16 protein-coding genes are annotated in these 18,651 nt (G+C 72.0%); 9 read left to right on the top strand and 7 right to left on the bottom strand.

Annotated elements, in window-relative coordinates:
• The first annotated feature begins 47 nt into the window (after positions 1–47).
• Positions 48–800 carry a prepilin peptidase gene (locus H297_RS0103095; RefSeq protein ID WP_051351502.1) on the top strand — a complete coding sequence of 251 codons (753 nt, stop codon included), beginning with the start codon at positions 48–50 and terminating at the stop codon, positions 798–800.
• Between the two features lie 186 nt (positions 801–986).
• On the opposite strand, the gene mgrA is transcribed toward H297_RS0103095, so the two are convergent.
• Positions 987–2,078, bottom strand: a complete 1,092-nt coding sequence (gene mgrA, locus H297_RS0103090) for an L-glyceraldehyde 3-phosphate reductase (RefSeq protein ID WP_027735857.1) — start codon at positions 2,076–2,078, stop codon at positions 987–989.
• A gap of 106 nt (positions 2,079–2,184) precedes the next feature.
• On the opposite strand from mgrA, the gene H297_RS0103085 reads away from it, so the two are divergent.
• The 4 genes from H297_RS0103085 (at position 2,185) to H297_RS34170 (ending at position 7,578) form a co-directional block, all read left to right on the top strand.
• Positions 2,185–2,946 (top strand): isoprenyl transferase, encoded by a 762-nt coding sequence (locus H297_RS0103085; RefSeq protein ID WP_027735856.1) that lies wholly within the window; start codon positions 2,185–2,187, stop codon positions 2,944–2,946.
• 502 nt (positions 2,947–3,448) lie between these two features.
• Positions 3,449–4,789: an RNA 5'-3' helicase PhoH2 gene (gene phoH2, locus H297_RS0103080; RefSeq protein WP_027735855.1), complete on the top strand. Its 1,341-nt coding sequence runs from the start codon at positions 3,449–3,451 to the stop codon at positions 4,787–4,789.
• A gap of 420 nt (positions 4,790–5,209) precedes the next feature.
• A complete protein-coding gene (locus tag H297_RS0103075) occupies positions 5,210–5,950 on the top strand; it encodes an aggregation-promoting factor C-terminal-like domain-containing protein (RefSeq protein WP_199787130.1) in 741 nt (246 codons plus the stop codon).
• Positions 5,951–6,165: 215 nt separating this feature from the next.
• Positions 6,166–7,578, top strand: coding sequence for an AI-2E family transporter (locus H297_RS34170; RefSeq protein ID WP_037792532.1), 1,413 nt, complete (start codon positions 6,166–6,168; stop codon positions 7,576–7,578).
• Positions 7,579–7,657: 79 nt separating this feature from the next.
• Here the strand turns inward: H297_RS34170 and H297_RS34165 are convergent, their stop codons facing one another.
• On the bottom strand, positions 7,658–9,493 hold the full coding sequence (locus H297_RS34165) for an alpha/beta-hydrolase family protein (RefSeq protein ID WP_078513688.1): 1,836 nt from the start codon (positions 9,491–9,493) through the stop codon (positions 7,658–7,660).
• A gap of 305 nt (positions 9,494–9,798) precedes the next feature.
• On the opposite strand from H297_RS34165, the gene H297_RS0103060 reads away from it, so the two are divergent.
• A complete protein-coding gene (locus H297_RS0103060) occupies positions 9,799–10,734 on the top strand; it encodes an SPFH domain-containing protein (protein ID WP_027735853.1) in 936 nt (311 codons plus the stop codon).
• On the top strand, positions 10,731–11,015 hold the full coding sequence (locus H297_RS41025; RefSeq protein WP_486589381.1) for a type II toxin-antitoxin system antitoxin: 285 nt from the start codon (positions 10,731–10,733) through the stop codon (positions 11,013–11,015). Before H297_RS0103060 ends, H297_RS41025 begins: the two co-directional genes overlap by 4 nt.
• Before the next feature lie 47 nt (positions 11,016–11,062).
• On the opposite strand, the gene H297_RS0103050 is transcribed toward H297_RS41025, so the two are convergent.
• Positions 11,063–12,043, bottom strand: coding sequence for a hydrogen peroxide-inducible genes activator (locus H297_RS0103050; protein ID WP_078513734.1), 981 nt, complete (start codon positions 12,041–12,043; stop codon positions 11,063–11,065).
• Between the two features lie 176 nt (positions 12,044–12,219).
• Between H297_RS0103050 and H297_RS34155 the strand changes: the two genes are divergently transcribed.
• Together H297_RS34155 and H297_RS0103040 are read left to right on the top strand one after the other, a co-directional pair.
• Positions 12,220–12,774, top strand: a complete 555-nt coding sequence (locus H297_RS34155) for a peroxiredoxin (RefSeq protein ID WP_037792819.1) — start codon at positions 12,220–12,222, stop codon at positions 12,772–12,774.
• 6 nt (positions 12,775–12,780) lie between these two features.
• Positions 12,781–13,314, top strand: coding sequence for an alkyl hydroperoxide reductase (locus H297_RS0103040; protein WP_027735851.1), 534 nt, complete (start codon positions 12,781–12,783; stop codon positions 13,312–13,314).
• A gap of 129 nt (positions 13,315–13,443) precedes the next feature.
• Here H297_RS0103040 and H297_RS0103035 read toward each other — a convergent pair whose 3' ends face one another.
• The 4 genes from H297_RS0103035 to H297_RS0103020 all read right to left on the bottom strand — a co-directional run bounded on the left by H297_RS0103035 (position 13,444) and on the right by H297_RS0103020 (position 18,616).
• Positions 13,444–15,546 carry a SpoIIE family protein phosphatase gene (locus H297_RS0103035; RefSeq protein WP_027735850.1) on the bottom strand — a complete coding sequence of 701 codons (2,103 nt, stop codon included), beginning with the start codon at positions 15,544–15,546 and terminating at the stop codon, positions 13,444–13,446.
• Positions 15,547–15,602: 56 nt separating this feature from the next.
• Positions 15,603–16,313 (bottom strand): methyltransferase domain-containing protein, encoded by a 711-nt coding sequence (locus tag H297_RS0103030; protein ID WP_027735849.1) that lies wholly within the window; start codon positions 16,311–16,313, stop codon positions 15,603–15,605.
• Positions 16,314–16,418: 105 nt separating this feature from the next.
• Complete coding sequence (gene fomD, locus H297_RS0103025) at positions 16,419–17,111, bottom strand: cytidylyl-2-hydroxypropylphosphonate hydrolase (RefSeq protein WP_027735848.1); 693 nt, start codon at positions 17,109–17,111, stop codon at positions 16,419–16,421.
• Positions 17,112–17,218: 107 nt separating this feature from the next.
• A complete protein-coding gene (locus tag H297_RS0103020) occupies positions 17,219–18,616 on the bottom strand; it encodes a class II fumarate hydratase (protein WP_027735847.1) in 1,398 nt (465 codons plus the stop codon).
• Positions 18,617–18,651: the final 35 nt, after the last annotated feature.

The following is an 18,651-nucleotide window of genomic DNA, read 5'->3' as shown; positions in this document are numbered from 1 at the left end:
GCGGGGCAGGTCGCGGACCGTGCCCGACGTAGGCTCGCCGTGTGCCGCTGGAGTGGATAGCGATCGTGGCCGCCGCCGCATACGGCGCCGCGGCCGGTGCCGCGCTGCCGAGGGCCGCCTACCGCCTGTCCGTGGAGCCCGGTCAGCCCTGGCGCGCGGCCTGCCCCGAGGGACACCCGCTGGGCGGGGGAGTGCGCGGCGTGCTGGGCCCCGCCGTATGTGCCGGGTGTGCGGGGGCGCAGGAGAGCTACGGGGCGAACCGGTACGGGCGCGGCGCCCTCGCGCTGCTCGGTGCGTTCGGCTGCGGCGGACTGACCGCGGCCGTCGGGGTACGCCCCGAACTCGCGGTGTGGCTGCTGTTCGTCCCGTGCGCGCTGCTGCTGGCGGCCGTCGACTTCGCCGTGATGCGCCTGCCGGATCTGCTCACCCTGCCGCTGGCCGGCGGTGCCGCCGCCCTGCTGGGACTGGCCGCGCTGCTGCCCGGCGCGGGCGGAAGCTGGCGACGCGCCCTGCTGGGCGGGGTGGTTCTGGCCGGGGCGTTCTTCGTGCTGTTCGTGATCAGCCCCCGGGCCGTGGCCTTCGGGGACGTCAAGCTCGCGCTGTCGGTCGGGGTGGTCCTGGGGTGGTACGGCTGGCCGGTGCTGTTCGGCGGGGCGTTCCTCGGTTTCCTGTCGGCCGCCGTGTACGGCTTCGCGCTGGTGCTGACCGGCCGCGCCCGCCGGACCAGCGCCATGGCCTTCGGCCCCTTCATGGTGCTCGGGGCCCTCGCGGGTCTCGCACTGGGCGGGCTCGCGGCCTGACAGCAGGCCGTCGGACACGGGCCTCGTACCGGCCTGCAGGACACGGCCGTTGACGTCCCACGCGACACGGTCGTTGGTGTACGGAACATCGCCTCCGAGGGGCTAAGGTGGGAACCCCCCCCTCGGGCCGGTCCGTATCCCCCCACGGACCGGCCCGCTTCTGCGTACGGGGACGGTGCGTCCGCCTCAGTTGTTGCTGCTGGCCGCCCAGATGTTGGTTCCCGGTTCGGAGACGGCGAGCTCGTCGATCTCGGCCAGTTCGGCGTCCTCCAGCGGCGCCGCCCGCAGCGCGGCCACGTTGGCCTCCAGCTGGGTCACGGAGCTCGCGCCGATCAGCGCGGAGGTCATCCGGGGGTCGCGCAGCACCCAGCGCAGGGCGAGCTGTGCCAGGGACTGGCCGCGGCGCTCGGCGAGGGCGTTCAGGCCGCGCAGCCGCCGTACGACCTCCTCCGTCAGCAGGCCCGGGTCCAGGGACTTGCCCTGCGAGGCGCGGGAGCCCTCGGGGACGCCGTGGAGGTACTTGTCGGTGAGCAGGCCCTGGGCGAGTGGCGCGAAGGAGATGCAGCCCATGCCCTCGCTCTCCAGGGTGTCGAGGAGCCCGTCCTCCTCCGTCCAGCGGTTGATCATGGAGTAGGAGGGCTGGTGGATCAGCGCGGGGACGCCCATCTCACGCAGCAGCCGGGCCGCCTCGCGGGTGCGGGCAGCGCTGTAGGAGGAGATGCCCGCGTAGAGCGCCTTGCCCTGGTGGACGGCGCTGGCGAGGGCCCCCATCGTCTCTTCGAGCGGGGTGTCGGGGTCGTAGCGGTGCGAGTAGAAGATGTCGACGTGGTCGAGCCCCATGCGGCCCAGCGAGGCGTCGAGCGAGGAGAGCAGGTACTTGCGCGAGCCCCACTCGCCGTACGGCCCCGGGTGCATGAGGTAGCCCGCCTTGGTGGAAATGACCAGTTCGTCGCGGTACGGGCGGAAATCCTGAGCGAAGAGGCGGCCGAAGTTCAGCTCGGCGGAGCCGGCCGGCGGGCCGTAGTTGTTGGCCAGGTCGAAGTGGGTGACGCCCAGGTCGAAGGCGCGGCGCAGGATCGCCCGTTGGGTGGCCAGCGGGCGGTCGTCGCCGAAGTTGTGCCACAGGCCGAGCGAGATCGCGGGCAGCTTCAGCCCGGAGCGGCCGGTGCGCCGGTACTCCATCGTCTCGTACCGCCCCGGCTCGGCGCGGTAGAGGGTGTCGGAGGGAACAGCGGTGGGAGTGGGTGCGGCAACGGAGGATGTGGTGCGGTGCGTCATATGCCATTTCTTATCACCGCTGCCTGACCGCCTCGGTTCGTACGTCAGGCCGAACGGCAGTAGGGTGCTGGAATCCCGATTCGGCACGGAGAGGCTGGCCGTTCCCATGAAGTTGCGCGACCTGGTGTACAAGCTCTACGCGCGCCGGGTGGAGGACCGTCTCGACCACGCTCGGGTGCCCAAGCACATCGGCGTCATCCTGGACGGCAACCGGCGGTGGGCGCGCGCCTCGGGCGGAACGGCCGAGCAGGGACACAAGGCCGGAGCCAGCAAGATCCAGGAGCTTCTCGGGTGGTGTGAGGAGACCGACGTCGAGGTCGTCACCCTGTGGCTGCTGTCGACCGACAACCTCAACCGTCCCGAGAGCGAGCTGCTCCCGCTGGTCGGCATCATCGAGGACACCGTGCGCGACCTGGCCGCCGACGGGCGCTGGCGCGTGCACCACGTCGGACAGCTCGACCTGCTGCCTGACAGCACCCAGAAGGTGCTCAAGGAAGCCGAGCAGCAGGCGGGCGACATCGACGGGATACTGGTGAACGTCGCCGTCGGGTACGGCGGGCGCCAGGAGATCACCGACGCCGTCCGCTCCCTGCTGGCGGACCGTGCGACGCGCGGGATAAGCCTCGACGAGTGCGCCGAGCGCCTCACGGTCGAGGACATCTCCGAGCACCTCTACACCCGGGGCCAGCCCGACCCGGACCTCATCATCCGCACCAGCGGCGAGACCCGGCTGTCCGGCTTCATGCTCTGGCAGAGCGCCCACTCCGAGTACTACTTCGCCGAAGTGCTGTGGCCCGGCTTCCGCAAGGTCGACTTCCTGCGGGCCCTGCGTGACTACGCCGCCCGCCACCGCCGCTACGGCAACTGAGCGACCCCGGCCACCGAGCCGTCCCGGCCACCGAGCCGTCCCGGCCACCGAGCCGCCCCGGCGATCGAGTGATCCCGCAGAGCGAGCGCACCCGGCGATCGGGCGGTCCTGGGTGGCCGGAGGCATCCGGCGCTCGGGTGAACCCGGCGGCCGGACAGCGGCGCGCACGCGGATTCTTCCCCCGTCCTCTCTTTCCCCTCCTCCCCCTCCCGGTTCTCTCCGTTCCTGCCGTTCTCACCGCTCTTACGGTGTCCCCCGTTCCGGGCCGCTCCTCGGCGTACCCGGCGTGATTGCATGCTTGACCACTCGGGCGGGAATACCCCTCACGACCGTGCCCCTCTCACGGAGCGCGGTCGCCGGGAGGCCCTGTTGGACACCACGGAGACCCCACCCAGTGGGGCGCGGAGGGCCGGAGGCCGGCCCGCGTGGTGCGGGCGCTCTCCGGTCTCTTCCCCCGCGACGCCGTCGCTCCCCGACCTCATCCGAGGGGGTTCGTCCCACCGTGGTGATCAGCAAGAAGCGCAGCGAGTCCGACCGGCGCACGTATGTCATCGACACCAGCGTGCTGCTGGCCGACCCGGCCGCCATGGACCGGTTCGACGAGCACGAGGTGGTGCTCCCCGTGGTCGTCGTCACCGAGCTGGAGGCCAAGCGCAACCACCCAGAGCTGGGCTACTTCGCCCGGCAGGCCCTCCGGCGGCTCGACGAGTACCGGGTCCGGTACGGTCGGCTCGACGCGCCGATCCCGCTCAGCGAGGCAGGCGGGACACTGCGGGTCGAGCTCAACCACTCCGACCCCGCGGCGCTGCCGGCCGCTTTCCTGACCGCGCAGGGCCGCCTCGGTGACAACGACGCCCGCATCCTCGCCGTCGCGCGCAACCTCCAGGCGGAGGGGTACGACGTGACCGTCGTCTCCAAGGACCTGCCGCTGCGCATCAAGGCGTCGTCCGTGGGGCTGCTCGCCGAGGAGTACCGCGCGGAACTGGCCATCACCGACTCCGGCTGGACGGGCATGGCCGAACTGGCCGTCTCCGGCGAGGACGTCGACGAACTGTTCGCCAGCGAGAGCGTGGCGCTGCCGCACGACGCCCCCGAGCTGCCCGTCCACACGGGACTCGTCCTGCAGTCGGAGAAGGGCAACGCGCTGGGCCGGGTGACCGCGGACGGCGGGATCCGGCTGGTGCGCGGGGACCGGGAGGCCTTCGGCATCAAGGGACGCAGCGCCGAGCAGCGGGTCGCGCTCGATCTGCTGCTCGACCCGGAGGTGGGCATCGTCTCCATGGGCGGCCGCGCCGGCACCGGCAAGAGCGCACTGGCACTGTGCGCGGGCCTGGAGGCGGTGCTGGAGCGCCGGCAGCACAGCAAGGTGATGGTCTTCCGTCCGCTGTACGCGGTCGGCGGCCAGGAGCTGGGCTATCTGCCGGGCACCGAGGCGGAGAAGATGAGCCCGTGGGCGCAGGCGGTCTTCGACACGCTCTCGGCCGTCACCAGCCGCGAGGTCATCGAGGAGGTCGTGGCGCGCGGCATGCTGGAGGTGCTGCCGCTCACCCACATCCGGGGGCGGTCGCTGCACGACGCGTTCGTCATCGTCGACGAGGCGCAGTCCCTGGAGCGGAACGTGCTGTTGACGGTGCTCTCCCGTATCGGCACCGACTCCCGGGTCGTGCTCACCCACGATGTGGCGCAGCGTGACAATCTGCGGGTGGGCCGGTACGACGGGGTGGTCGCCGTCGTTGAGCGACTCAAGGGGCACCCGCTCTTCTCCCACATCACACTGACGCGTTCGGAACGGTCGCCGATCGCCGCACTGGTGACGGAGATGCTGGAGGAGGGCCGTGCCTGAACCGCCCGGCCCGCTTTTCTGACGAGAAGTCAGCGCGGCGCCGTACGACAGCTCCTGACCGGGCCCTGTGCCGAAGGGCGAAACACCCTAGCGGTACGGGGCCCGGTCGCGCGCTCTTTTCCGGGATCGGTTTGCCCCAAACGCCGTGTGAGCTTTCCCACTCAACGTCGAATTGATTCCGCGCGTCCCGGTCCGGCAAGGTGTGGGTTCTGTCAGGCCCCGCATACGGCACACCCGCACCTTCAACGGTGCGACACCGCACAGCAGTACAGAACTGAACAGCAGCGCGCCGTATGCCGCCCGAAGAACCACGCGGGCTGTCCCTTCCGGGAAGCCCACCGGGCCCGTGTCTCCCACGCCCACTCGAAGGGAGGCCAGAGTCAGGGGCACGATTGCGTCCGCGAGGTCATCCGAGCGGGCATGTTGGAAGGAAACCGTGTGACTGCTCGGATTTCGGTCCGGGGATTCGCCGTGGCGTCCGCCACCGCGGTCACCACCGTCGGCGCCGTCGTCGGGGTTGCCGCAGGCGCCGACCAGGGTCAGGCGTCCGACGCCGAGGCCACCGCCGCGCAGGCGACGCTCCTAGAGGACATACCGGCCGGGGCGCAGACTCAGGCACAGACCGCTTCCCTCACGCAGCAGGCCGACGCCGCGTCGGCGGCCTCGGACGCGAAGGCGAAGAAGTCGGCCGAGGAAGCCGCTCGCAAGCAGGCCGCCAAGGACGCGGCAGCCAAGAAGGACAAGGCCGAGAAGGACGCCGCTGCCAAGGCGGCCGCCAAGAAGGCCAAGGAGCGCGACGAGCTCAAGACGGCGTCCAGCCGCTCGGCGGACCGCGCCGACGCGGGTGACTTCGCCCAGAAGTCCTCGTACTCCACCTCCGAGGTCCAGTCGATGGCCAAGCAGATCGTCGGCGGTGGCCAGTACCAGTGCTTCTCCGAGATCGTCTCGCGGGAGTCGGGCTGGAACTACCAGGCGACGAACGCCTCCTCGGGCGCCTACGGTCTCGTCCAGGCGCTGCCGGGCTCCAAGATGGCCTCGGCCGGCGCGGACTGGAAGACCAACCCGGCGACCCAGATCAAGTGGGGCCTCAACTACATGAACGACCGGTACGGAAGCCCCTGCGGCGCCTGGGACTTCTGGCAGGCCAACAACTGGTACTGAGCCGGAGCCGCCGCCGGCAGCTGCACGGACCTCGTGTCCGCACGGGATGCCCCCCGTGGTGATCCGCAGGGATCGCCACGGGGGGCATCCGTGTGTGCACCTCCACCGGCGTCCGGTGGCGGAAGCAACCTGCGGTCCGGGTAACGTCGTCCCTCACACGGCGAAGCAGACGGCCCGCGGCGACGCCGACGGCCAAGGGGGGCGGAGGAAGCGGAATGACGAGCAGAGTGGACAGGCTCAAGTCGGCCGTCGGCCGGTGGGCCGCGAAGGCGGCCGAGCGGCGCGCCGAGGTGGAGAAGGCGGCCGAGGCGGCCCCCGGCACGGACGACGGGATCGACCACCGGCTCTCCAACACCGAGGCCGGCCGCGCCCAGGCGGAGGCGGAGGTCGGCGGCACCGCCGCGGGCAGTGACTACGTTCCACCGCCCCCCAAGTACGCCCCGGCCATAGCCGCAAAACCGGAACCGGCCGCCGCCGTGCCGTGGGGCGTGCGGGTCGCCGCCGAGGCGGGGTGGCGCCTGCTGGTGCTCGCCGGTGTCGTCTGGGTGCTGATGAAGGTCGTCAGCACGATCAGCCTGGTGATCATCGCCTTCTCCGCGGGGCTGCTCATCACCGCGCTGCTCCAGCCCACCGTCGCGCGGCTGCGCCGGATAGGGCTCGGGCGCGGTCTGGCCACCGCGATCACCTTCATCGGCGGGTTCGTCGTCATGGGGCTGGTCGGCTGGTTCGTGGTGTGGCAGGTGATGGAGAACCTGGACACCCTCACCGACAAGGTGCAGGCCGGTATCCAGGAGCTGCGTGACTGGGCGCTCAACGGCCCGTTCCACGTCTCCGAGGACCAGATCAACCACATCGCCCAGAACCTCAGTGACTGGGTCGGCGACAACAGCAAGGAGCTGACCTCGGCGGGCATCGAGGGTGTGACCGTCGTCGTCGAGTTCCTCTCCGGTGCGCTGCTGACGATGTTCGTGACGCTCTTCCTGCTCTACGACGGGCGCCGCATCTGGGAGTGGGTGCTCAAGTTCGTGCCCTCGGCGGCGCGCGAGGGCGTGGCGGGTGCCGGCCCCCGGGCCTGGGCCACGCTGACGGGATATGTGCGCGGCACGGTGATCGTCGCCCTCATCGACGCGATCTTCATCGGCATCGGGCTGTACTTCCTCAACGTGCCGATGGCGGTGCCGCTCGCCGTCTTCATCTTCCTCTTCGCCTTCATTCCCATCATCGGTGCCGTCGTCTCCGGTGCCCTCGCCGTCGTCGTCGCCCTGGTGACCGACGGCATCTTCACGGCACTGCTCGCCCTGTGCGTCGTCCTGGCCGTCCAGCAGATCGAGAGCCACATCCTGCAGCCCTTCATCCTCGGCCGTCTGGTGCGCGTCCATCCGCTCGCCGTCGTCCTGGGCGTGACCGGCGGCAGCCTGATCGCGGGCGTCCCCGGCGCCGTGGTGGCGGTTCCGCTGGTCGCCGTCAGCAACACGGTCGTCGGCTACCTGAAGGGGTACGCGCAGGAACAGGCGCTCCGTCAACTGCGGGACGCCGCCCCGCAGCCCACGGCTCCGGCAGAACCCGACGAGGGCGCCGCTCCCGGTTCCGGCCGGCCGGAGGCGCCGGGCAGCGGCTCCGAGAAGTAGGAGGGGCCCGAGATGTAGGAGGGGCCCGGCTGTCGGCCGAAGGACGCAGCGCGGCCGTCGGCCGAAGGCCGCGCAGGCGTCAGTACGGGGCTTCGCGCAGGTCCATGAACCGGCGCAGCCTCCTGGTGTCCGCGTCCGTCCACCCCTCGGACGGTGCGACGGCGGCCCACGCCTCGACCGAGCCGTTGCCGTACCGGTGGCCGTGCGGGGCGCCGACGCCGTAGGAGACGGCCATGTCCACCGTCGTCTGCCAGAAGGTGACCAGCGGGAACCAGTTGACCGCGTCCGTGATGTCGGGCCCCAGCGGTTTCCGCAGCCAGCGCGGCGGGTTCAGCGCGAGGCCGGGCGACCACCACACGATGGCGTCCGAGGCGTTCTGCAGATAGACCACGCGCGGCTCCTTCCAGGACGACACCGGGCCCGGCCGGGCGAGGTCCTTGCGGGGCCACTGGGCGAACCGGAAGTGCCGCCCGTGCTCGTACTCGGGCCGCCACACGGGGCTTCCGGGGTCGCGGTGCGCGGTCAGCTGCCGGCGGATGGGGGAGAAGTTCGGCGAGCCGGCCAGTACCGCGCCGTCCACCTTGTCGAGCATGTCGTCCGGGCCTTCGAACGAGGCCTCGATGCCGTAGGCGCCCAGGGACTCGCCGAAGACGACGAGCTCGGGCCGCTCGTCGGCGGGCCGTTCCTGCAGCCTGGCGCGCACCGCGTCGACGAGGGCGCGGGTGGCGCGCCCGGCCTGCTCCTTGTCGACCAGGAAGGACGCCCAGCTCGGCAGGTAGGAGTACTGCACGGCCACGATCGCGGTGTTGCCGCTGTGGATGTACTCCAGGGGTTCGGCGTCCGTGGAGTTGACCCAGCCGCGTCCCGTCGTCCCCGCGACGGCCACGACGCTCCGGTCGAACGCGCCGGTACGCTCCAGCTCCCGCACCGCCAGATCGGCCCGCGCCCGGAAGCCGGACGCCGACTCCTGGCCGATGTAGACCCGGATCGGCTGGATCGCCCACTTGCCGGTGACCGAGCGGATCTGCTGCGAGGTGAGGGAGGAGCCGGTGAAGTTGCGGCCCTCGTAGCCCATCTCGTCCCAGTCCACCAGCGAGGCCGCGCTCCCCGAGACCAGGGGTGAGCGGGGGCGCGTGATGCCGTCCTTGGTGCTCTTGTCGGTCTGCTCGGCCAGGTGTGCGGCGACGTCGATGACCCCGCGGTCGAAGACCACGTCCCGGGTGCCGAAGACCACCACCAGGGCGCTGACCAGCAGTCCGACACCGATCGCCAGCGGCCGCGGTACGTAGCGGCCCAGCAGCCGGATCAGCACGCGGGTGCCGAGCCGGACCGCACGGCCCAGCGCCACCAGCGCGCCGCAGAGCACCAGCGCCAGCAGCGCGATCATCAGGGAGTGCCAGGTGAGGGTCGCCGGCATCTCCTGCAGCCTGCGCAGTTGCCGCTGTGCGTCGGCGCTCCAGGACAGCGCCGCGATGGTCAGTACGGTGCTGAGCGCGTAGTACGCCAACCAGGCGCGGGCCCGTCGGCGCGGCCGTGGGCGGGAGCGGCCCCGGCGGCGCAGCATCGGCCGCAGGGCGAGCCGGACCGGCCACTCGACGAGCGCCCCTATCGCGTACCCCATGGCGGCCGTTATCCCGCCGATCACCCCTTGCAGCAGCCAGGGCCGGGGCACCAGCGAGGGGGTCAGCGACAGCCAGAAGAACAGCGTCGCGCACCACATGGCGGTCAGCCCGGGCCAGCGCCTGACGACGTACGAGGGGTGGGGCGGGTCCCAGTAGGGGCGCCGCACCAGCGCCCGCACCCACCGCCGGACACCGCGCCATTGCCGCCGGGCCCGCCGCAGGGAGCGCCGGGGCCCGGGCGGCGGGGGTGTGCGACGGGGCGGTGCGAGCTCTTCGTCCGCTACCTGCCCCATCGTCCCTTTCCTGTCCCTCGTGGCGCCGCGTGCGACAGCCGGCCGGGCGGCGGTCGTGTGCCGGTGGCCGTCTGTCGCTGGTCGGGGCGCCGACCGTCCAGTATCGACCGCCCGTGTCAGCGGACGCAGCGGGGGGTGGCGGAGTTGCTCCGCAGGGTGGGTGCGCGGCGCGGCGCGTCGGGCTGTGCTCCGCGGTGCTGGCGCGAACCGGGCCGAGCCGTTAAAGTGATAGCACATTGATAGGGCGCACAGAGCAGGTCATGGACCTGACCCGCGCCGACCACCGCACAGAACGGGGGAGAGCGATGACCTTCGACCAGCCCACCGACGTACCCGAGATGCCCGTGCCGGAGGTGCGGGAGTCGACCGCGCACAGCATTCCGGGCGGGCTCGCCCTGCTGCTGGGACTGATCGGCTTCCTGCTCGGCGTCGGGGCGGTCGTCCTGGGCGGCGGGTTCGCCTCGGACGGCAACGGGGTGGCGGGCGGGACCCTGATCGTCGTCGGCATCCTGCTGGTGATCGCGTCCGTCTTCGGGATGGCGGGGCTGAACATGGTGGCGCCCGGCGAGGCCCGTGTCGTCCAGCTCTTCGGCCGGTACACCGGCACCATCCGTGCGGACGGCCTGCGCTGGGTCAACCCGCTGACCAGCCGCACCAAGATCTCCACCCGGGTGCGCAACCACGAGACGGCGGTGCTGAAGGTCAACGACGCCTACGGCAACCCGATCGAGCTGGCGGCGGTCGTCGTCTGGCAGGTCCGCGACACCGCGCAGGCCACCTTCTCGGTGGACGACTACGTCGAGTTCGTCTCCACCCAGACCGAGGCGGCCGTCCGCCACATCGCCATCGAGTACCCCTACGACGCGCACGACGAGTCCGGCCTCTCCCTGCGCGGCAACGCGGAGGAGATCACCGAGAAGCTGGCCGCCGAGCTGACGGTGCGGGTGCAGGCCGCGGGTGTGACCATCGTCGAGTCCCGCTTCACCCACCTCGCCTACGCGCCCGAGATCGCCTCCGCCATGCTCCAGCGGCAGCAGGCCGGTGCGGTGGTCGCGGCCCGTCAGAAGATCGTGGAAGGCGCCTGCGGCATGGTCGAGGACGCCCTGGCCCGGATCACGGCGCAGGACTTCGTGGAGCTGGACGAGGAGCGCCGGGCCAGCATGGTCAGCAATCTGCTGGTCGTCCTGTGCGGCGACCGCTCCCCGCAGCCCGTGCTCAACACCGGGTCGCTCTACCAGTGACGGACCACGGTGAGAGCGCCGCCTCGGGAGACGGTCCCGAGGCGGCGTCCGGCACCCCGGGGGCGCCGCCCGCGAGGAGGGTGTCGCGGCAGCGCAAGCAGGTGCTGCTGCGGCTCGACCCCGCGGTGTACGACGCGCTCGCCCGCTGGGCCGGAGACGAACTGCGCTCCACCAACGCGCAGATCGACTACCTCCTGCGCCGAGCCCTCAAGGAGGCGGGCCGGATGCCCACGGAGGCCCGACCGCACCCCCGGCGCGGCCGCCCGGCGCGCGAGGAGTGAGGACCAGGCCGGGCTCCGTCATCGAACGGCGGCCCGGCTGCGCGGCGTCAGGGCAGTGCGGGGCGGACCGGCAGCTCGGCGAGTGCGGCCCGCAGGGCGTCTCCGAACGCGCGGAACTCCTCCTCCCGTGCGGCGCCCTCCCGGGTCGCCAGCGCGATCCGCCGGGACGGTGCCGGGTCGGCGAAGAAGGCGGTACGCAGCGCCTCGTTGCGTCCCGCCTCCACCCGGACCGCAGTCTGCGGCAGCAGCGTGACGCCCATGCCGCCGGCCACCAACTGCACCAGGGTGGAGAGCCCGGCCGCGCTGGTCGTCACCCCGCTCGATTCGGTGCGCCCCGCCTCGCGGCAGATGTCGAGCGCCTGGTCGCGCAGGCAGTGGCCCTCGTCCAGCAGCAGCAGATCCAGCTCGCGCAGCATCGAGCGGGGCAGGTCGCTCCGGCCGGCAGCTGGGTGATCGTGCGGGGCGACGAGTACGAAGTCCTCGTCGAACAGGGGTATCTCCCGCACCCACGGCGCCGCCAGCGGCACCGCGCACAGCAGCAGATCCAGCCGCCCCTGCCCCAGTCCCTCCAGCAGCGAGTCCGTCTGCTCCTCGTGCACCTGGAGGTCCAGATCCGGGTAACGCCGGTGGACGAGCCCGAGCACGGTCGGCAGCAGGTACGGGGCGACCGTGGGGATGACGCCCAGGCGCAGCACCCCGGTGAAGGGCGCCTGTGCCGCCTCCGCCTCCTCCATCAGCTCACCCAGGGCGTGCAGCACGGCACGCGAGCGCACCGCCATCCGCTCACCGGCGGGGGAGAGCAGCACCTTTCGGGTGGTCCTCTCCAGCAGCTGGACCCCCAGCGTCTCCTCCAGTGCGGCGACGGCGCCCGAGAGCGCGGGCTGACTCATGCCGATGGCGGCGGCGGCCTCCCGGAAGTGCAGATGCTCGGCCACCGCGGCGAAAGCCCGCAGTTGGGAGAGGGTGGGCTGCCTGGTGCGGGCCGCGCGCGGCAGGGGTGCGGCGGGCGATGCCGGGGCGGGGTGCACGGGCTGCGCGGGGTCGGACGGTGCGGTCGGTGCGGTCACTGATAACTCACTCCAATCAACCACACCAACTGTAGCTATTTCCGCGATCAATGCCGCATGTGGTTAGGTGGTTTCGACCAACCTCCAGGAATGCGTGTAATCCGGGCATCCTGGCCGCAAGTGCAAGGAGTGTGTACGTGCTCACCGTCGGTGACAAGTTCCCCGAGTTCGAACTGACTGCCTGCGTCTCCCTGGAGAAGGGCAAGGAGTTCGAGACGATCGACCACAAGACCTACGAGGGCAAGTGGAAGGTCGTCTTCGCATGGCCCAAGGACTTCACCTTCGTCTGCCCGACGGAGATCTCCGCCTTCGGCAAGCTGAACGACGAGTTCGCCGACCGCGACGCCCAGATCCTCGGCTTCTCCGGTGACTCGGAGTTCGTGCACCACGCCTGGCGCAAGGACCACCCGGACCTCACCGAGCTGCCCTTCCCGATGATGGCCGACTCCAAGCACGAGCTGATGCGCGCGCTCGGCATCGAGGGCGAGGACGGCTTCGCGCAGCGCGCCGTCTTCATCGTGGACCAGAACAACGAGATCCAGTTCACGATGGTGACCGCCGGCTCGGTCGGCCGTAACCCCAAGGAGGTCCTGCGGGTCCTCGACGCGCTGCAGACCGACGAGCTGTGCCCCTGCAACTGGACCCAGGGCGAGGAGACTCTCGACCCGGTCAAGCTGCTGGCGGGTGAGTGAGCAGCCATGGCCCTCGATGACCTGAAGCAGGCCCTTCCGGACTACGCGAAGGACCTGAAGCTGAACCTCGGCTCCGTCATAGGCAACTCCGAGCTGCCCCCGCAGCAGCTCTGGGGCACCGCGCTGGCCTGCGCCATCGCCTCCCGCTCCGGCATCGTGCTGCGGGCGCTGGAGCCGGAGGCCAAGGAGAACCTGAGCGAGACGGCCTACACCGCCGCGAAGGCGGCCGCCGCCGTCATGGCGATGAACAACGTCTTCTACCGCACCCGGCACCTGCTGTCGGACCCGGAGTACGGGACGCTCCGTGCCGGGCTGCGGATGAACGTCATCGGCAACCCCGGTGTCGAGAAGACCGACTTCGAGCTGTGGTCGCTCGCCGTCTCAGCGATCAACGGCTGCGGGCAGTGCCTCGACTCGCACGAGCAGGTGCTGCGCAAGGCGGGTGTGGACCGCGAGACGATCCAGGAGGCGTTCAAGATCGCCGCCGTCGTCCAGGCCGTCGCCACCACCCTCGACGCGGAGTCCCAGCTGGACGCCTGACCCCGGAGGCCGTCGGCCCGCACCCGGCAACGATGCGTCCGCCCCGCACGGGGCGGCCCGTCGGGGTCGGTGCGGGCCGTTTCGTCTGCCGTCTCCGGCCCGGTGGCAGGGGCCGTCCCGGCGGGAACGTCACAGCTCCGGGTCGGGCTCCACCGGCTCGGGGACGGGCAGCTCGAACCACACCACCTTGCCGGTCGACAGGCGCGTGGCCCCCCACCGGCGGGCCAGCCGGTTGACCAGATACAGTCCGCGGCCGCCCTCGTCGGTGGCGCGGGCCTGGCGGAGCCGCGGCAACTGCGGAACGTCGTCACCGACCTCGCAGCGCAGCATGTCGGTCCGCAGCAGCCGCAGGGTGATGGGACGTTCGGCATACCGCACCGCGTTGGTGACGATCTCGCTGACCAGCAGCTCGACCGCGTCGGACAGCTCGTCGAGGCCCCAGCGGGCGAGCGCGCGGCGGGCCAGCCGTCGCGCCTGGCGCGCGGTCTGGGCGCGCGGGTCGAGGAACCAGTACGCCACGTCGCTCGGCGCGATGCCGTCGAACCGGGCGGCCAGCAGCGCGATGTCGTCGTCCCGGTCGCCGGGTCCGACGATGTCCAGCACCTCGTCGCACAGCGGCTCCAGCGGCGCGGCCGCACCGGGGCGGGTCAGCCGCGCGGTGGCGGCCAGCTTCTCGCGCAGGTGCTCGATTCCGGTCCACACGTCCCGCTGCCGGGACTCGACGAGCCCATCGGTGTACAGCAGCAGCGTCGCCCCCGCCGGAGCGTCCAGCTCGACGGCCTCGAAGTCGACACCGCCCACACCGATCGGCGCCCCCGCCGGTATCCGCAGCACCTCGGCGCGGCCGCCCCGGTGGAGCATCACCGGCGGCGGGTGGCCCGCGTTCGCGACGACGATGCGGTGCGCCACCGGGTCGTAGACGGCGTACAGACAGGTGGCCATGCGGTCGCTGCCCAGCCGCTGGGCCTGCTCGTCCAGGTGGTGCAGCACCTCCTGCGGCGGCAGGTCGAGACCGGCCAGGGTCTGCGCGGTCGTGCGGAGCTGCCCCATGATCGCGGCGGAGGTCATGGAGTGGCCCATCACGTCACCGACGACCAGCGCCACGCGGGAGCCCGGCAGCGGGATGGCGTCGTACCAGTCGCCGCCGACCCGCGCCGTCTCGGCGGCCGGCAGGTAGCGGCTGGCGAGCTGGACGCCGGTGGGCTGCGGCAACTCGTCGGGGAGCATGGTGCGCTGGAGCTCGTCGGCGATGTAGGCCTCGCGCCCGTAGAGCACCGCCTTGTCGACGCCGAGGGCCGTGTGGGTGGCGAGCTGCGCCGCGATGAGCAGGTCGTCCGGCTCGAACGCGGGGCGGTCGGGGCGGCGCAGGAAGACCGCGGCGCCGATCACTCTGCGGCGGCCCCGCAGCGGGGCCACGATGGCTCGGTTCCCCGTGGGCACCTCCCGGTCGGGGCCCAGCAGTTCGGACAGCGCCGCGCTGACCGCGGGCGAGTCGGCGAAGACGGGGCGTACGCCGCGCAGTACCTCGGCCAGCGGCCCGCCGGGGCGCACCTCGGCGAGATGGGCCGCCGCCGTGCCCGCCGCGCCGGCCGCCATGCCGGAGGCCATCCCGAAGGCGAGCCCCGTGCCGGGCTGCGGCGCCGGGTGTGCCCCGGCGCCGGCCTCCGCCGCGGGCGGCGGCACGAGCGTCTGCGTGGCCTGCAGAGCCTGGGCGGTCAGCGGATCGTCGGGGATGCGGTCGCTGCGCCGCAGCCGCAGCATGAAGGGGCCGGTAGGGCGCTCGTCGCCCACCGGCAGCGGGTCGCGCAGGTAGACGAGGATCGCGTCCGAGTAGGCGGGCACGCTCGCCCGGCACAGGCCCAGCACGGTCTCGTCGAGGTCCACGCCGCGGGCGATGCGACGCGTCGCGGCCCCCACGAACCGCAGCCGGTCCCCGCCCCGCCGCTCCCGCTCGGAACGCTCGCTGCGGTCCGTGCCGTTGGGCCGGTCGGTGCCGGCGGGCTGCGGCGGGTGCGCCCGCGGCTGCAGGGGGACGGTGTCGCGGCCGTGCGGGGCCGATGTCTCGTCACCGGAGGCGGTGGGGGACCCTCCGGGGGCGGCGGCACCGGCCTCGCCGGCAGGGGCCCCCTCCGGCGAGGCCGGTGCGCTCGCGGGGTCCGGGGGCTCGGGCGTCGGCTCGGCGGTGCTGCTCGCCGCAGGCTTCTCGTGCTCCGTCACGCGTTCGGTTTCCATCCATCCGGGGCTGCGCGTCGGCGCACGCCCAGCGCCAGGTGCTCGCGGTCCACGGTCTATGGGCGTCGTCGGCAGTGCAGGAAGAGCTGAATCTCAGGCGGTATGTCCGTGCTCGCAGGAGCGTACGCGCGTGCGTCCTCCTCCACGACGTCGAATCCCGCGTCCTGGACCACCGCGCGCAACTCGTCCCGCAGGTAGCCGGATACCCGGATCGCGTTGCCCAGGAACGGAATGGCGTAATCGTTCACATCCGCTTCCACCATGCCCAGGACCAGGGGCCCGTCGCCCCGCAGTTGCCGGTGCAGCGTCCGCAGTGCGAAGGGGATCTCGGTCCGGGGGAGCATCAGCAGCGAGAAGAAGGCCGCGACGCCGTCGAACGGGCCCAGGTCGGACGTCTCCAGGTCCGCGATGTCCAGTTTGCGGCACTCGCTCTCGGGAACGTTGTCCCGGCACAGCTTGAGCATCGACGGCGACAGGTCGATGCCGACGACCTTGTGTCCCGCGTCGGCCAACTGACGCGCTGTCGGCAGTCCGGTGCCGCACCCCACGTCCAGGACGCGGGAGCCGGGCGGCAGCTCGCCGTCGAGCCAGGCGGCCGCAGCGATCTGGCCCTCCTTGTGAGGGAAGGCCTCGTCGTAGCGGTCACCGATGGAGTCGAACGCCTCGGACTGACCGGATCTGTCGATCCGGGCACGGTCGAAAGCGGCATAAGTCCCGACACCTGGCCCGGCTGTCCCGCCAGCCCCAAGACCCGCAGAGCTGCTCACGGCTGGGCTCCTTCCTGGCTGCCGGCCAAGTCCCCGGGGGGTGCGGAGAGTTGTGCGGCGCATTTCGTACGGAGGTTGATCCTACGTTTGCAGTATGGGGGCGTATCAAGAGGCACCGTCAGGTCGGTCCGGGCACGTCTCGAACGGCGGCCGGTCCCAGTCCTCGGGCAACGGGGGCACCGGCCACGCCGGGTCGGGCCGCCACCGGTCCCAGCGGTCCGCGAAGGGGAAGCCCCAGGCGCGGACCGCAGCCACCGCCTGCCGCCCGGCCTCGCGCACCCGTTCGGCCTGGGCGGCGTCCATCAGCCCCACCCGCTGAGCCTCGGCGAACTCGTCCTCGTCCCGCCACTCCCAGCGTCCGTCGGGGCGCACCTCGATGTCCAGGAAGTGGTCCTCGGAGTCCACGCCACCCGGCCAGCGCAGCCGGGGCTCCTCCAGGTTCACGTAGTAGTTCTTGAACCGCCACCCGCGGTCCCAGAACAGCCACACCGACCACGGCTCCCCGGGCCGGGCCAGCTTGAGCACCCCCATGCCGAACCAGCGGGTGAAGGCGGCCCGGCGGGGCTTGGTGTAGCGGGTGGCCAGCGGCTCGCGGTGCAGCGGGGTACCGTCCGCCAGTTCGGGGCGCACACAGAGCGTGTCGGGCGCCATCCAGGCAGCCAGCAGGTCGGGGGTGTCCTGCACGACGGTGACGGGGCGGCAGATGTGGTGGTGCGCGGCGCCGTTGGCACGGTAGCGCCACAGGATCGGGGTCCCTGCGGGCCAGCGCTCCGTCGTCGACGTCTGTTCCGCTGTCATGACGAGATCTTAGGTGCCCGCCCCGCCGCCCCGCCGTGAGCTGCGCCGCAGCACCCGGGTGGGCGGGGGTGCGGGGAGGGCGCGGGGCGGCCCGCTCGCCGGACGGTTCAGGGGTGGGTCATCCGCAGGACGTCCAGCGCCTCGTCGAGCTGCTCCTCGGTCAGTTCGCCGCGCTCCACGTAGCCGCCGCGCAGCACCGCCTCGCGGATGGTCAGCCGTTCGGACAGCGCCTTCTTCGCGACGGCCGCCGCGTTCTCGTAACCGATGTACTTGTTGAGCGGGGTGACGACCGAAGGCGAGGACTCCGCGTACTCCCGTGCCCGCTCCGCGTTCGCGGTGATGCCGTCCACCGTGCGATCGGCCAGCAGCCGCGAGGCGTTGCTCAGCAGCCGCACCGACTCCAGCAGGTTCTTCGCGAGGACGGGGAGCATCACGTTCAGCTCGAAGTTGCCCGCGGCACCCGCTGCCGCGACCGTCGCGTCGTTCCCCGTCACCTGCGCCGCGACCATCAGGACGGCCTCGGGGATCACCGGGTTGACCTTCCCCGGCATGATCGACGAACCCGGCTGGAGGTCGGGCAGCGCGATCTCGGCCAGCCCGGTGCGCGGCCCCGAGGACATCCAGCGCAGGTCGTTGCAGATCTTCGTGAGGCCCACTGCGACGGTGCGCACCTGCCCGGAGGTCTCCACCAGTGCGTCCCGGGCGCCCTGCGCCTCGAAGTGGTCGCGGGCCTCGGTCAGCGGCAGCCCCGTGGTGCGCGCGACCTCCTCGATGACCGCGGCCGCGAACCCAGGCGGCGTGTTGATGCCCGTGCCCACCGCCGTACCGCCCAGCGGCAGCTCGGCGAGCCGGGGCAGGGAGCCGCGCAGCCGCTCCACGCCGTACCGCATCTGCGCCGCGTAGCCCCCGAACTCCTGCCCGAGCGTGACGGGCGTCGCGTCCATCAAGTGGGTGCGGCCCGACTTCACGACGTCCGAGAACTCGCGCGCCTTGGCCTCCAGGGACGCGGCCAGGTGTTCCAGCGCCGGGATCAGGTCGGCCGTCACCGCGGCCGTGGCGGCGATGTGGAGCGAGGAGGGGAAGACGTCGTTGGACGACTGGCTGGCGTTGACGTGGTCGTTGGGGTGCACGGAGGTGCCGTCGAGCCGTTCGGTGGCCAGCGTGGCCAGCACCTCGTTCATGTTCATGTTCGAGGAGGTGCCCGAGCCGGTCTGGAAGACGTCCACCGGGAAGTGCGCGTCCCAGTCGCCGCGGGCCACCTCCCCGGCCGCCGCACCGATCGCCTCGGCCCGCTGCTCGTCCAGCACCCCGAGCCGGGCGTTCACCACGGCGGCGGCCGCCTTGATGCGGGCCAGCGCCTCGATGTGCGCCCGCTCCAGCCGCTGCCCGCTGACGGGGAAGTTCTGCACGGCCCGCTGGGTCTGCGCCCGCCACTTGGCGTGCGCAGGGACCTGCACCTCGCCCATCGAGTCGTGCTCCGTACGGTACTCCGCGCTGTCGCTCATTCCTGCACCTCCACTCCGCACAGCGTTCCGCACGG

This window comes from Streptomyces sp. CNT360 (assembly GCF_000424785.1).
Note: the sequence above shows the minus strand (reverse complement) of the source record. Positions and strands in the feature narration are given on the sequence as shown.